Origin of the sequence: Microbacterium sp. (assembly GCF_035687345.1) — a bacterium.
Lineage (GTDB): Bacteria > Actinomycetota > Actinomycetes > Actinomycetales > Microbacteriaceae > Microbacterium.
This window is the reverse complement of the sequence record NZ_DASRXZ010000072.1, coordinates 29,843-43,777: the sequence shown is the minus strand read 5'-3', so window position 1 is coordinate 43,777 and position 13,935 is coordinate 29,843. Positions and strand designations below refer to the sequence as shown.

The following is a 13,935-nucleotide window of genomic DNA, read 5'->3' as shown; positions in this document are numbered from 1 at the left end:
TTCAATCATGACCAAAACAGAATGCCATCACTGACAATCCATGAATTGATCCAAAAACCCCCACCAACCAAAAATGGCCAGCGGAAATAAATTGGCATTTGACAAGTGCACGCTGTTGAGTTCTCAAGGATCGGACGCTCCTGCCTTCAGACCTCTCGGCCTTCCCTGCAGGGCAACCTCTCTATCTTAGCCCCTGTGAGCGGTTCCGGTCAAATCGCCGCCGGCGCTCTGAGCGAGCCTCCGACGGGTCGAGACTGGGCGTCTCTAGCGGGGCTTCCTGCCTCGGATCCTGACGACCGACGCGAGTCGATCGACGGTGTTTCGAGGAGGAGATGTTCTCCGCTTGAGGAGGGGAAGCTGCGAGCCTCACCGCGCTCCTTTGGGGCGAACAACGAATACTGTACGTGCCTCTCGCACGGACCGCAAAATCGCCTTCGCAACCCGGGCGTGTCGCGGCATCCGGGCGCCCGATCAGCCGCTCGGCCTGCTCTTCTCACGCCCGCTTCGCCGCACGCGCCGCGGCCCTCAGATCCGCTGCCAGCTCCGCCCGCGCGGCGGCACGAGCGTCGTCGTCGCGGATGCGGATGACCGACGACGGGTGCACCGTGATGACCACGAGCACTCCCCCGTGCTCCTGCGGTCGTCCGCGCTCGTCTCCGATCCGCACCGTGCGTCCGAGAACCGCGCGCGCAGCGGTCGCGCCGAGGCACACGACGATGTCGGGCTCGACCGTGCGGAGCTCCGCCTCGAGCCATGCGTGGCACGCGTTGATGTGCGCGACCGTGGGCTTCTCGTGGATGCGGCGCTTCCCGCGCTGCTCGAACCGGAAGTGCTTCACGGCGTTCGTCAGGTAGACGGAGTCGCGCGGGATCCCGGCATCCGCAAGCGCCTCATCGAGCACGCGACCAGCGGGTCCGACGAAGGGCTCGCCGGCGAGGTCCTCGCGGTCACCCGGCTGCTCGCCCACGAGCATGATCCGCGCCGCGTCATCGCCGTCGCCGAACACGGCCTGCGTCGCGTCCTTCCACAGCTCGCAGCCCCGGCAGCCCTGCGACGCTTCGCGCAGCTCGTCGATGCCGGCATCCGCGGGGACCCACGCCTCCGCGCCCGGCCGCTCAGGCTCGCCCATGTCACGACGCTACGGCCCGCTCGCGCGCGAGCGCAGACCCTGGCGCGGCCCGTCACGACGGACTAGCGTGCGCTCACGACCGCGCCACGTCGTGCACGCACCACCTGTACGACGATGCACAGCACGAGGGTGACGACTCCCCACACCGCGCTCGCCGGCGGGAGCATCCGGTACGCCAGGTGCTGCACCGTGAACCGAGCGTCGAACGGTCCCCACATCGCGTAGCCGACCGCCAGCGCCGCGACGAGGATCGCCGGGAGCGACAGCATCCACACCCAGCGCGTCCACGCGGGGAGGACACGAGAGACGGATGCCTCGGGCCGGCGCCGAGCGAGCCACGCAAGCCCCCACACCGCGAGGATCGCGAGGCCGACGACGCTCGAGCCGTGTTGCAGCCACTTGTATCCGTCGAGCGGGCCCCACGCCTCGCCGAGGGCCGGGATCGCGGCGACGCCCCACCGTCCCTCATGCGTGAACAGATCCCACACGATGTGCGACAGCACGCCGATCACGAGCGACGCCACGAGCAGCAGCACCGTCGCCCACGGGCGGCGCGGGTGCGCGGCATCCGGTCGGCGCAGTCCGAAGGTCTCGCGCAGTGCCGAGGCCGCCCCCTTGTCCCACTCCCCCGGAAGCCGCGCCGCCAGCGGCGTCGGCGACAGTTCCCGCACCGCGGGACGCAGTACGCACCGCCACACGAGCAGCAGCGCGAGCGCGAGACCGACGGTCGCCGGAAGCCACAGGAGGTCGTGCGTCCATCCGTACTGGATCGGGGTTCCGCGCACGAACAGCGGCAGGTCCGGCGTCATCGCGCCGACGGCGATCGCGGCCGGAACCAGCGGCGTGCGCGCGAACGGAAGCGCGACGACCGCGTGGCTCGGCGTGAAGGGCATGCGATCAGTCGTGCACGAACACGCCGGCGAGGGTCTTCTTGCCTCGCCGCAGCACCGAGACACGACCCGGCAGCGAGCCGGTCACGACCGCGGTGTCGTCTTCGACGCGCGCGCCGTCGAGCGACACACCGCCCTGGGCGATCGCACGGCGCCCCTCGCTGAGGCTCGACACGAGGCCGGTCTCGACGAGAGCCTGCACGACGGGCGTGCCGCTCGCGAGTGTCGCGTTCGGCAGCTCCTCGAGCGCGGTCCGCAGCGTCGGCGCGTCGAGCGCCGAGAGGTCACCCTGCCCGAAGAGCGCGTCGGATGCCGCGATGACGGCGGCCGTGGCATCCGGACCGTGCACGAAGCTCGTGACCTCGAGCGCCAGCCGGCGCTGGGCCTCGCGCTTGAACGGCTCGGATGCGACGAGGCGCTCGTACTCCTCGATCTCGTCGCGCGTGAGGAACGTGAAGACCTTCATGCGCGAGATCACGTCGTCGTCGTGCGTGTTCAGCCAGAACTGGTACATGCGGTACGGGCTGCACATCTCGGGGTCGAGCCAGATCGCGTTGCCCTCGCTCTTGCCGAACTTCGTGCCGTCGCTGTTCGTGATGAGCGGCGTGCCGATCGCGTGCACCGACGCGTGCTCGACGTAGTGGATGAGGTCGACGCCGCTCGTCAGGTTGCCCCACTGGTCGGAGCCGCCCGTCTGCAGCACGCAGTCGTACTGGCGGTAGAGCTCGAGGTAGTCGAGCCCCTGGAGGATCTGGTAGCTGAACTCGGTGTAGCTGATGCCGGCCTCGGAGTTGAGACGCGCCGCGACCGCGTCTTTCTTGAGCATCGTGCTGACGCGGTAGTGCTTGCCGATGTCGCGAAGGAAGTCGATCGCCGACAGCGGCGCCGTCCAGTCGAGGTTGTTGACGATGCGGGCCGCGTTGTCGCCCTCGAAGCTCAGGAACCGCTCGACCTGCGCGCGCAGCCGCTCGACCCACTCGGCGACCGTCTCCTTCGTGTTGAGCGTGCGCTCCGCGCTCGGGCGCGGGTCGCCGATGAGGCCCGTCGAGCCGCCCACGAGCCCGAGCGGCTTGTGACCGGCGAGCTGGAGGCGACGCATCGTGATGAGCTGCACGAGGTTGCCCAGGTGCAGGCTCGGCGCCGTCGGGTCGAACCCGCAATAGAACGTGATCGGGTCTCCGGCCAGCAGCGCGCGCAGCGCATCCTGATCGGTGGACACATGCACGAGCCCACGCCAGACAATCTCATCCCACACGTTCTCGAACGAGGGATCGTTGGCCGGGGTGGTCGCGCTCACGAGGGGCGTAGACACGGGTTTCAGGCTATCAGCGCGACGCGGATGCCCCGGCCCGCGCACCAGCGGGCCGAGGCATCCGTCGATTCGTCAGACTGGGGAGGAGAGGCGCTCCAACTGCTCGGGCGAGAGCTCGAGGCGCACGCCGTCGAGGGCGATGTCGAGTTGCTCGAGTCGGCTGCCGCCGAGCATGGGCCGGATGCCGCGCGCCACCTGCCACGCGAGCACGACCTGCCCGCGCGACGCGCCGAGCTCGCTCGCGACGGTGTCGAGCGCTTCGAGGCGCCGCGTCGTGCCCGGGTGGTCGTAGACCTCGGGAATCTCCTTCTCGGGGTTGTCGTACGCGCCCGAGAGGAGCGGCGTGTACGCCCAGACCTCGAGGCCGTGGGTTCGCGCGTAGTCGAGCTGCTCGTCGCTCAGCACACCGAACGGGTGAACGACCCCGGGCGGCAGGGTGCCCGGACGGATGCGCAGGTACGTGCTGTTGAGCTGCAGCGCGTCGAGCGGGAGCGCGCCGATGGAGCGGGCGTGCGCCCGCGCGCGCTCGACTCGCCACGCGGGGTGGTTGGAGGCGCCGACGCGGCGCGCGAGGCCTTGGCCGGTGAGCTCCGCGAGGGCATCGACCGTCTCCTCGATGGGGACGGTGCGGTCCTCCTGATGGAGCCACAGCAGGTCGACGGAGTCCACGCCGAGACGGTCGAGGCTGCCCGCGAAGGCGTCGAGGACGGCCCGGCGGGAGAGTCCCGCACGGCGCTCCGGCCATGAGCCCGCCCATAGCGGCTCGGCGCCGAGCTTCGTCGAGATGCGCGCGCGTTCGCGCACGCCGGGTCGTGCGGCGAGCCACCGGCCGATGACGCGCTCGCTGTCGCCGCCCTGCCCGGACTCGCTCGCCCAGAAGCTGTAGCAGTCCGCGGTGTCGATCCAGACGCCGCCGCGCTCGACGAACCGGTCCAGCAGCGCGAACGACGTCTTCTCGTCGATCGTCGTGCCGAACATCATCGCGCCCAGGACGAGCGGCGTGGTGGGAGGTGTCGAAGTCGTCATGGCCCCAGCGTGCAACTTCGAGCGCACTCTAAGTCAAGCGCCCCCCGCAGACGGGTCGCGCGGCATCCGGTCAGAGCAGCGTCGTGAACGCCCACCACACGAGCAGCGCGCTCGCGAGAGCCGCCACCCAGCTCACGAGGCTGCCGACGAGGAAGTACTCCGCGCGATTGCCGGTCGCCGTGTCGCGTGAGATCTCGGGGAAGCGCACGATTCCCTTGGCTGCGAGCACCGCGGCCAGCAGCGTGTACGCGCCCGCGAGGGTCAGCGCGAACACGAGCACCCGCTCGAGCGGGCCGATGAGTCGCCCGCCCTTGAGCCCGGGCTCGCCCTCATCGTCGTTCTCGTCGGCGACCGCCTCTTCGCGCAGCGCCGTGCGCACGATGACGTTGCCGGATTCGAGGAGGAACGCGATGGCGCCGACGAGCAGGATCGCCGCATCCGGATGCACGACGCCGTTCGGCCCGGAGATCCGCCACACGTCTCCGAGCGGGCCGGTCGCCTCGCGGAGCCCGATCGTCGACACGGCGGCGGCGCACAGCACCGCGAGCCCCGCGACGGGCCAGAACCCGGCACGCCCCGACCCGTCGGACGGCACGACGAAGACCCAGATCGCGGCGACGGCGATCGCGATGAACGCCCACACCGCCGCATCGAACCCGGATGCCACGAGGAACAGCACGAGCGCCGCGGCGACCTGCACCATCCAGCGTCGCTTGGACGGCAGGAACTGGCGGATGAGGTCCGCTCCCCCGACGGCCAGCAGCGACAGCCCCGCGAGTATCACGCGGCGCGCTCCGCTCGAAGCGCGAGGAAGCCTTCGACGACGGCGGATGCACCTGCTGCCGCGAGCGCCTGCGACACGGCCGGCTGGGTCACGCCCTCCTCCTTCGCGAGGGCGGCCTGGCTCACGCCCAGACACCGCCCGTACGTGAGTCGGCGCGCACGGTCGTTCATCGAGGTGACGAGCTGGTCGCGCGCGAGCACGTACGCGTTGGCGAGATCGACGGAGGGACGCATGCTGTCATCTTGCTCCGGGGATGCGACGATCCACGTGCGCGCGTTCGGCGCGGTGCGCTTCTGCAGGCGGTGGACGGTCTCGATCGCGGCGCGGGCGGACCACCACCCGGCGCCGTCCGACAGCGTCGCCGTCGACGAGGCGACGGGGCCGATCTCGCCGATGCCCACGCCGAACCGGCACTCGACGCCGTCGGGCAGCGCGAGCTGCAGCAGCAGGAGCGAGCCGAGGGCGTCGGGCAGCGCATCGTAGACGCCCTGCAGCTCGTCGCCCACCGTTGGGCTCAGCGGCTCGCGCGCGAGCGGCAGGTCGCGCTCCACGCGCGCGATGGCGGATTCGAGCGCGCGCTGTGCGGCCGAGCGGTCGGGCATGCGACGTGAGCCCACGATGTCGGCGATCACTGCGACGGTCATGGCGCCAGCATACGCCTTATATGCAGAAAATATAAGTTCTTCGCTTATTTCTGTGACTTATAAGCCCAACGCGTGGACCGCCGACTGGGCCCGAGCGACCAACTCCGTACGCTGCTCGGCCACCCGCACGGGCGCCGTGCCGCCCGCGCCGTCGCGGCTCGCGACCGAGCCTTCGATCGTCAGCACCTCGCGCACCTCGGGCGTCAAGTGCGCAGACACCGAAGCGAGCATCTCGTCGGTCGCCTCGTGCAGCTCGATCCCCTCCTGCTCGCACAGCCGCACGAGCGAGCCCGAGATCTCATGCGCCTCACGGAACGGGATGCCGCGCTTGACGAGCCAGTCCGCGACATCCGTCGCGAGTGAGAAGCCCTGCGGCGCGAGCTCGGCCATGCGCTCGGTGTCGAACGTCAGTGTCGCGATCATGCCCGCCATGGTGGGGAGCACGATCTCGAGTGTGCGCACGGAGTCGAAGATCGGCTCCTTGTCCTCCTGCAGATCGCGGTTGTACGCGAGCGGCAGGCCCTTGAGGGTCGCGAGCAACCCCGACAGGTTGCCGATGAGCCTGCCCGACTTGCCGCGCGCCAGCTCGGCGATGTCGGGGTTCTTCTTCTGCGGCATGATGCTCGACCCGGTGGAGTAGGCGTCGTCGAGCCGCACGAACCCGAACTCGCGCGTGTTCCAGATGATGACGTCCTCGGCGAGGCGCGACAGGTCGACGCCGATCATCGCAGCGATGAACGCGAACTCGGCCACGACATCGCGGGCCGCGGTGCCGTCGAGCGAGTTCTCGGCGGGGCGCGAGAGCCCGAGCCGCGTCGCGACGAGCTGCGGATCGAGACCCAGCGTCGATCCCGCGAGCGCTCCCCCGCCGTACGGCGAGACGGATGCCCGCACCGACCAGTCCCGCAGGCGTTCGAGCTCGCGCACGAGCGGCCACGCGTGCGCCTGCAGGTGGTGCGCGAGGAGGATCGGCTGCGCGTGCTGCAGGTGCGTGCGGCCGGGCATGATGGCGTCGGGGTGCGCTTCGGCCTGCGCGACCAGGGAGTCGATGAGGCGCAGGATCTCGCGCGCGATCGTGCGCGCGTGGTCGAGCAGGTAGAGCCGCACGAGCGTCGCGATCTGGTCGTTGCGGCTGCGGCCGGCGCGCAGCTTGCCGCCCAGCTCCGGGCCGACCTCGGCGATGAGCGCCGCTTCGAGCGCGCCGTGCACGTCTTCGTCGTCGGGGCCCGGGCGCAGCGATCCGTCCGACACGCGTCGGGCGAGGGAGTCGAGGCCCGCGTGCATGCGGCGCTCCTCGTCGGCGGTGAGGTACCCGGCGGCCGCGAGAGCCGTGGCGTGAGCATGCGACCCGGCGATGTCGTACAGCGCGAGCTCCCAGTCGAAGTGGGTCGAGACGCTCAGCGCAGCGAGCTCGGGCGAGGGTCCGCCCGCGAATCGGGCGCCCCACAGGGCGCCGGGGTTGGTGCCGTCGGCCTTCTCGTCGCTCACCGCTCCACCCTATCGAGGGGCTGTCCTCCGACACTCGCCGGCTCCTTCACGACGAGACGTGTGAAGCGGTCGAAAGCCCACTCGAGCGGACCGCGCCCGACGAGCAGGGCCCAGGCGGTGCACCCGATCACCGTCCACACCGCGAGTGGCACGAACGGCTCGAGGTCGCGGAAGCCGCCGAGGTCTCGCGACGTGCCGAGCACGGCGGACGCGACCCCCGCCCACACGAGCAGCTGCGCCGTGTAGGCCGTGAGCGGCATGGAGCCCACCGCACGCAGCGGGAGCACGATCCACACGAGCACGGTGCGGCACGCGAGCACGCACGTCGCGATGACCGCGAGCGCGAACCCGCCCGTGCCGATCACCTCGAGGAGCCCGGTGGAGTGCGGACGCGCCGTCCACAGCGCCGCGCCCAACGACGACTGCTCGGATGCCGCATCCGACCCGCTCACAGCGTGCAGGCCGTACCCCACGGCCGCCAGCGCCGCCCCGACGACGAGAGTCCAGACCTGCACGCGCGTGCGCAGGATGCCCGCCCGGGCGACGCCGAGCCCGGCGAGCACGAACGCGATCCACACGGTGAACGGGTAGTGCCAGCCGAGCGCCGTCGCGGTGAGGGCGCCGGTCGCCGTGAGCCAGAAAGGGTTCGCGTCGAGCCATACCTGCACGAACGGCATGACGAGGGCGACCGCGCCGGCGGTGACGAAAAGCGTGCGTGCGCGCAGCCTCGTGAACGGCACCGCGAGGATGAAGAGGATGCCGTAGGCCTGCAGGATGACGTACACCGGTACGCCGGTCGAGTCGAGCAGCAGGCCGAGCAGCCAGAGCAGGAAGGCGCGCACCACGAGCCGCAGGCGAGCGGTCTCCATCCGCCGACCCGCCAGAGGTGAGGGCCCACCCGTCACGAGACCGATCGAGACCCCGGCGAGCGTCGCGAAGAGGATCGACGAGCGTCCGTCGACGATGTGGATCCACGTCGTCGGGTCCCCCCAGTCGAAGACCTCGCGGATCCACAGGAGGTGCGCCGCGAACATGCCGAGGACGGCGAGCCCGCGAGCGAGGTCGACGCCCGCGACGCGCGCCGGCCCGTTGAGGCGATCCCAGCGGGTCGCGAGCCAGGGCCGGGTCTGCGCACCGCTCTCGGTCGGAATGCGCCCGGCCTCCTGGCTCATCGGCGGCCTCCGGTCAGCCCTGCTGCCGCAGGAGCCAGACCAGCAGGGCCTTCTGCGCATGGAGCCGGTTCTCGGCCTCGTCCCACACGACGCTCTGCGGACCGTCGATCACCTCGGAGTCGACCTCGTAGCCGCGATCGGCCGGCAGGCAGTGGATGAAGATCGCGTCGTCCTTCGCAAGGGACATGAGCTCCTGCGTGACCTTGTAGCCGCCGAGGTCGCGCAGTCGCGCGAGCTTCTCCTCCTCTTTGCCCATCGACACCCACGTGTCCGTCACGATGACGTCGGCACCCGCCGCCGCCTCGTTGGGGTCGGTGAAGAGCGTGACCGAGCCGCCCGTCTCGGCGGCGCGACGATCCGCGTCGGCGACGACGTCGTCGCGCGGCGCATACGACTCGGGCGACGCGACCCGCACGTGCATGCCGGCGGTGACACCCGCGAGCACGTACGAGTGCGACATGTTCGAGCGCCCGTCACCGAAGAACGCGAGCGTGAGGCCCTTCAGGTCGCCCTTGTGCTCACGGATCGTGAGCAGGTCGGCGAGCAGCTGACACGGGTGGAAGTCGTCGCTCAGCGCGTTGATCACGGGCACGCGCGTGTCGCGCGCCATCTCCTCGAGGCCGGCCTGCGCGTACGTGCGCCACACGATCGCGGCGACCTGCCGTTCGAGCACGCGCGCCGTGTCGGCGGGCGTCTCCTTGCCGCCGAGCTGGCTGTTGGCGGTCGAGATGATGAGCGGGGAGCCGCCCAGGTCGGCGATGCCGACGGCGAACGACACGCGCGTGCGCGTCGAGGACTTGTCGAAGATCACCGCCACGGTCTGCGGACCGGCGAGGGGCTTGAGCTTCCAGCGGTCCTTCTTGAGCGCGACCGCGAGATCGAGGATCTCGTCCTGTTCGGCGGGCGTGAGGTCGTCGTCGCGCAGCAGGTGGCGGGTCACGAGGTCACCCCCTCGGGGTCGGTCGCGGCATCCGTGTCGACATCGAGCAGCACCGCCGACTCGACGGTCGCGAGCGCGGCGGCGAACAGCTCGGAGAACTCGCGGATCTCCTCGTCGCCGATCGTGAGCGGCGGCGCGAGACGGATCGTCTCGTCGTTGACGGGGTTGACGATGAGGCCGTGCTGCTGCGCTGCGGCGGCCACGGCGCCCGCGACGGCGTGCGTGAGACGGATGCCGATCAGCAGACCCTGGCCGGCGCTGCCCTTCACGAGCGGCGAGCCGATGGCCTCTACGGCCTCGCGCAGCTCGATGCCGCGCTCGGCCGCGTTCTCGACGAGCCCGGCGGACTCGATCTCGGCGAGGACCGCGTCCGAGACGGCCGTCGCGAGTGCGTTGCCGCCGAACGTCGAGCCGTGGCTGCCGGGGAAGAACAGGTCGCCCGCGGCGCCGAAGGTGATGAGCGCGCCGATCGGGAAGCCACCGCCGATGCCCTTCGCTACCGTGATGGCGTCGGGCGTGATGCCCTCGTGCTGGAACGCGAACCACGCCCCCGTGCGGCCGGCTCCGGTCTGGATCTCGTCGAGGATCAGCAGCGCGCCGTGTCTCTCGGTGATCTCGCGCGCGGCTTTCAGGTAGCCGCCCGGCAACTCGACGACGCCCGCCTCGCCCTTGATCGGCTCGACGAACAGGGCGGCGACGCGGTCGTCCATCGCGGCTTCGAGCGCCTCGATCGTCGAGTCGATGTGCTCGACCCCGGCGACCATCGGCAGGAACGGCTCCTGCATGGCGGGCTTGCCCGTGAGCGCGAGCGTGCCCATCGTGCGGCCGTGGAACGCGTTGCGCAGCGACAGGATGCGCGGGCGCTCGCTGCCGCCGTGCAGACGCGCGAGCTTGAACGCGGCCTCGTTTGCCTCCGCGCCCGAGTTGCCGAAGTACACGCGGCCCGAGGGGCCCGTGCCGGCGAGCCGCTTGAGGCGCGCCGCGAGCGCGAGCTGCGGCGGCGTCGCGAAGTAGTTCGAGATGTGCGTCAAGGTCGCCGCCTGCTTCGACACGGCCTCGACGAACACGGGGTGCGCGTGCCCGAGCGAGTTGACCGCGACGCCGGCGAGGAAGTCGAGGTAGCGTCGGCCCTCGTCGTCCCACACGTGCGCGCCCTCGCCGCGCACGATGAGCGCGAGCCGGTCCCCCGCGTTGCGCAGGAGATCGCGCTGCGCGTCCTCCTGCCATGCCGCCTTGTCGCTGTCGGTCACCGTGCCACCACCTCTGTTCCGATTCCCTTGCTGGTGAAGATCTCCACGAGCACCGAATGCGGCACTCGCCCGTCGATGATGGCGGCGGTCTCGACGCCGCCCTCGACCGCGTCGAGGCACGCCTGCATCTTCGGGATCATGCCGGACTCGAGCCGCGGCAGCATCGCACGCAGCTCGTCGGAGGTCAGGTGCGACACGAGCGAGTCGCGGTTGGGCCAATCGGCGTACAGGCCCGGCACATCGGTGAGGACGACGAGCTTCGCGGCGCCCAGCGCGACGGCGAGAGCGGCGGCAGCGGCATCCGCGTTCACGTTCAAGGAGTGCCCCGGGTTGTCGAGATCCGGCGCGATGCTCGAGACCACCGGGATGCGGTCTGCCGCGAGGTGGTCGAGGACCGGCTGCGGGTCGACCTGCACGACATCGCCGACGCGACCGAGGTCGTGCTCGACGCCGTCGACGACGACCCCGCGGCGGCGGCCGCCGAACAGGCCCGCGTCCTCGCCCGACAGGCCGGTCGCGAACGGCCCGTGCGCGTTGATCTTCGACACGAGCTGCGGGTTGATCTGGCCCGTGAGCACCATGCGCACGACCGAGATCGCCTCGGTGCTCGTGACGCGATAGCCGCCCTTGAACTCGCTCGGGATGGCGAGCCGGTCGAGCATCGAGGAGATCTGCGGACCGCCGCCGTGGACGACGACGGGCTTGACCCCGACGTACCGCAGGTAGGCGATGTCGGCCGCGAAGGCGTCCTGCAGCTCATCGCTGATCATCGCGTTCCCGCCGTACTTGATCACGATGATCTGGTCGCGGAATCGCCGCAGCCACGGCAGCGACTCGATGAGCGTCGCGGCCTTGGCGGATGCCTCGGCCGGGTCGGTGTCTTGCAGATCGGTCATGAGGAGTAGGCGCTGTTCTCGTGCACGTAGTCGTGGGTCAGGTCGTTCGTGCGGATCGTCGCCGACGCCGGGCCGGTCTTGAGGTCGATGAGCACGTCGGTCGCACGGGGCGTGAGGTCCACCTCTTCGCGAGGTCGGTCCGGACCGCCGGCGGTGCACACGCGCACGCCGTTCATCCACACGTCGACGTCGTACGGGTCGAACGCGGCGTCGGTCGTGCCGATCGCCGCGAGGACCCGGCCCCAGTTCGGATCGTTGCCGAAGATCGCGGCCTTGAAGAGGTTGTTGCGTGCGACGGAGCGTCCGACGACCACCGCGTCGTGCTCGGACGCCGCGTTCGTCACGCGGATCGTGATGTCGTGGCTCGCGCCCTCGGCGTCGCCCTGCAGCTGGGCCGCGAGGTCGTCGCACACCTCGGTGAGACGCGCGCGGAATTCCTCGGGGTCGGGCGTGACCCCGCTCGCACCACTCGCCATGAGCGTCACCTGATCATTGGTCGACATGCACCCGTCGGAGTCGAGCCGGTCGAACGTCACACGAGTCGCCGCCCGCAAGTGTGCGTCGGCCTCCTCGGCGGTGAGCAAGGCGTCGGTCGTGATGACGACGAGCATGGTCGCGAGGCCCGGCGCGAGCATGCCGGCGCCCTTCGCCATTCCCCCGATCGTCCAACCGTCCTGCGAGCGCTCGGCGCGCTTCGGGCGCGAATCGGTCGTCATGATCGCTTCGGATGCGGCGACGCCGCCGTCCTCGGACAGCTCGGCGATCGCCCGCTCGGTGCCCTCGAGCACCTTCTGCCGGAAGACGTCGTCACCCGTGCCGATGAGGCCTGTCGAGCACACGAGGACATCGCCCGCGCTCACGCCGAGCAGCTCCGCCGCCTTCTCGGCCGTCTGGTGCGTCGTCTGGAACCCGAACGACCCCGTGAAGCAGTTCGCCCCGCCGGAGTTGAGCACGACCGCCTCGACGACGCCGTCCTGGATCGCCTGCTGCGACCACAGGATCGGGTTCGCCTTGGCGCGGTTGCTCGTGAACACGGCCGCGCCGACCTTGAGCGGCCCGCGGTTGACGACGACCGCGACATCCGCCTTGCCGGTCGACTTGAGCCCGGCGACGACACCCGCCGCCTCGAAGCCCTTCGCTGCGGTGACGCTCACGGGGCGACTCCGTTCACGGTCAGGGCGCGGTCCTCGGGGAGTCCCAGCGCGATGTTCATGGATTGGATCGCGGCGCCGGCCGTGCCCTTCACGAGGTTGTCGACGGCGGTCACGACCACGACGCGGTTCGCGGCGCGATCGATCGCGAGCCCCATGAGCGCGGTGTTGGCGCCGAGCACGTCAGCCGTGCGCGGGAACGAGCCCTCGGGCAGCAGCTGCACGAACGTCTCGTCGCCGTACGCGGCCTCCCACGCGCCGCGGATGTCGGCATCCGTCACACCCTCCGCGATCGGCGCGGACGAGGTCGCGAGGATCCCGCGTGCCATCGGCACGAGCACGGGCGTGAACGAGATGCGGATGCCGCGATCCGCAGCCTCATCCCCGGTCGCTGAGCCGGGCACCCGCGCCGCCGCGAGCGCCTGCCGGATCTCGGGGATGTGCCGGTGCACGCCCCCGACCGCGTACGGGTTCGCCGTGCCGAGCAGCTCGCTGCCGAGCAGGTGCGGCTTGAGGCTCTTGCCCGCGCCCGACGGGCCGACCGCGAGCACGCTCACGATGTCGGACGGGTCGATCACGCCCGCGGCGACTCCCGGCGCGAGCGACAGGCTCACGGTCGACGCGTTGCAGCCGGGAGCCGCGATGCGGGTCGCCCCCACGAGCCGCTCGCGCTGCTTGCCACCGCGGAAGGGCAGCTCGGGCACGCCGTACGTCCACGGATCGTGGAATGAGCCGCCGTAGAACCGGTCCCAATCGGCAACGGATTCGAGCCGATGATCGGCGCCCGCGTCGATGATGAGCGGCACGTCGCCGAGAGCGTCCGTGTACTGACCGGACTGGCCGTGCGGAAGCGCGAGGAAGACGATGTCGTGCCCCGCGAGGATCTCGGGAGTCGTCTCCTGCAGCTCGAGATGGGCGAGCGAACGCAGGTGCGGCTGGTGCTCGATGAGGCGCTGGCCGGCGTTCGAGTGCGCCGTGACGGTGCGGATCTCGATGTCGGGGTGCGCGGCGAGGAGGCGGAGGATCTCGCCTCCTGCATAGCCGGATGCGCCGGATACGGCGACCGAATAGGTCATGCTTCAACCTTATTGTCTGCGGATCGGGGCCTGAGACGGGCGACTCCCGCAGATGCCCGCAGAGCGGGCACGACGCGGAGTCGCCTAGAGTCGGCGAGGCAGACGTCGGCGCGAGGGAGCGGCGCTCGTGAAGAGCGTCTCGAGACCCCGGTTCGCCGAAAGCATGGAGCGACGATA

13 protein-coding genes are annotated in these 13,935 nt (G+C 70.6%); all 13 read right to left on the bottom strand.

The features are described from left to right. Positions 1-493: 493 nt before the first annotated feature. Positions 494-1,129 carry a UdgX family uracil-DNA binding protein gene (locus tag VFF97_RS08700; RefSeq protein WP_325033103.1) on the bottom strand — a complete coding sequence of 212 codons (636 nt, stop codon included), beginning with the start codon at positions 1,127-1,129 and terminating at the stop codon, positions 494-496. Between the two features lie 62 nt (positions 1,130-1,191). Further along, complete coding sequence (locus VFF97_RS08695; RefSeq protein WP_325033102.1) at positions 1,192-2,022, bottom strand: DUF4184 family protein; 831 nt, start codon at positions 2,020-2,022, stop codon at positions 1,192-1,194. A 4-nt stretch (positions 2,023-2,026) separates the two neighbouring features. Continuing rightward, positions 2,027-3,331: a tyrosine--tRNA ligase gene (gene tyrS, locus VFF97_RS08690; RefSeq protein WP_325033101.1), complete on the bottom strand. Its 1,305-nt coding sequence runs from the start codon at positions 3,329-3,331 to the stop codon at positions 2,027-2,029. A 72-nt stretch (positions 3,332-3,403) separates the two neighbouring features. After that, complete coding sequence (locus VFF97_RS08685) at positions 3,404-4,357, bottom strand: aldo/keto reductase (protein WP_325033100.1); 954 nt, start codon at positions 4,355-4,357, stop codon at positions 3,404-3,406. A 70-nt stretch (positions 4,358-4,427) separates the two neighbouring features. Next, positions 4,428-5,141, bottom strand: a complete 714-nt coding sequence (locus tag VFF97_RS08680) for a hypothetical protein (protein ID WP_325033099.1) — start codon at positions 5,139-5,141, stop codon at positions 4,428-4,430. After that, positions 5,138-5,785: a SatD family protein gene (locus VFF97_RS08675; RefSeq protein WP_325033098.1), complete on the bottom strand. Its 648-nt coding sequence runs from the start codon at positions 5,783-5,785 to the stop codon at positions 5,138-5,140. The genes VFF97_RS08680 and VFF97_RS08675 overlap by 4 nt, the downstream gene beginning before the upstream one ends. Before the next feature lie 57 nt (positions 5,786-5,842). After that, entirely contained in the window at positions 5,843-7,273 is a 1,431-nt protein-coding gene (argH, locus tag VFF97_RS08670; protein WP_325033097.1) for an argininosuccinate lyase, read from the bottom strand. Next, entirely contained in the window at positions 7,270-8,445 is a 1,176-nt protein-coding gene (locus tag VFF97_RS08665) for a heparan-alpha-glucosaminide N-acetyltransferase domain-containing protein (protein WP_325033096.1), read from the bottom strand. Before VFF97_RS08665 ends, argH begins: the two co-directional genes overlap by 4 nt. A gap of 13 nt (positions 8,446-8,458) precedes the next feature. Continuing rightward, positions 8,459-9,385: an ornithine carbamoyltransferase gene (gene argF, locus VFF97_RS08660; protein ID WP_325033095.1), complete on the bottom strand. Its 927-nt coding sequence runs from the start codon at positions 9,383-9,385 to the stop codon at positions 8,459-8,461. Beyond that, a complete protein-coding gene (locus VFF97_RS08655) occupies positions 9,382-10,635 on the bottom strand; it encodes an acetylornithine transaminase (protein ID WP_325033094.1) in 1,254 nt (417 codons plus the stop codon). Before VFF97_RS08655 ends, argF begins: the two co-directional genes overlap by 4 nt. After that, positions 10,632-11,531 (bottom strand): acetylglutamate kinase, encoded by a 900-nt coding sequence (argB, locus tag VFF97_RS08650; protein WP_325033093.1) that lies wholly within the window; start codon positions 11,529-11,531, stop codon positions 10,632-10,634. Before argB ends, VFF97_RS08655 begins: the two co-directional genes overlap by 4 nt. Further along, on the bottom strand, positions 11,528-12,685 hold the full coding sequence (argJ, locus tag VFF97_RS08645) for a bifunctional glutamate N-acetyltransferase/amino-acid acetyltransferase ArgJ (protein ID WP_325033092.1): 1,158 nt from the start codon (positions 12,683-12,685) through the stop codon (positions 11,528-11,530). The genes argB and argJ overlap by 4 nt, the downstream gene beginning before the upstream one ends. Beyond that, the gene (gene argC, locus VFF97_RS08640; RefSeq protein WP_325033091.1) at positions 12,682-13,758 is read right to left on the bottom strand and encodes an N-acetyl-gamma-glutamyl-phosphate reductase; all 1,077 of its coding nucleotides are present in this window, start codon (positions 13,756-13,758) and stop codon (positions 12,682-12,684) included. The genes argJ and argC overlap by 4 nt, the downstream gene beginning before the upstream one ends. Between the last annotated feature and the right edge of the window lie 177 nt (positions 13,759-13,935).

What these genes read in the sequence shown, in the direction of transcription:
- VFF97_RS08700 (WP_325033103.1), bottom strand. Translation starts at nt 1,129, where the DNA reads ATGGGCGAGCCTGAGCGGCCGGGCGCGGAGGCGTGGGTCCCCGCGGAT.
- VFF97_RS08695 (WP_325033102.1), bottom strand. Translation starts at nt 2,022, where the DNA reads ATGCCCTTCACGCCGAGCCACGCGGTCGTCGCGCTTCCGTTCGCGCGC.
- VFF97_RS08685 (WP_325033100.1), bottom strand. Translation starts at nt 4,357, where the DNA reads ATGACGACTTCGACACCTCCCACCACGCCGCTCGTCCTGGGCGCGATG.
- VFF97_RS08675 (WP_325033098.1), bottom strand. Translation starts at nt 5,785, where the DNA reads ATGACCGTCGCAGTGATCGCCGACATCGTGGGCTCACGTCGCATGCCC.
- VFF97_RS08665 (WP_325033096.1), bottom strand. Translation starts at nt 8,445, where the DNA reads ATGAGCCAGGAGGCCGGGCGCATTCCGACCGAGAGCGGTGCGCAGACC.
- argB (WP_325033093.1), bottom strand. Translation starts at nt 11,531, where the DNA reads ATGACCGATCTGCAAGACACCGACCCGGCCGAGGCATCCGCCAAGGCC.
- argC (WP_325033091.1), bottom strand. Translation starts at nt 13,758, where the DNA reads ATGACCTATTCGGTCGCCGTATCCGGCGCATCCGGCTATGCAGGAGGC.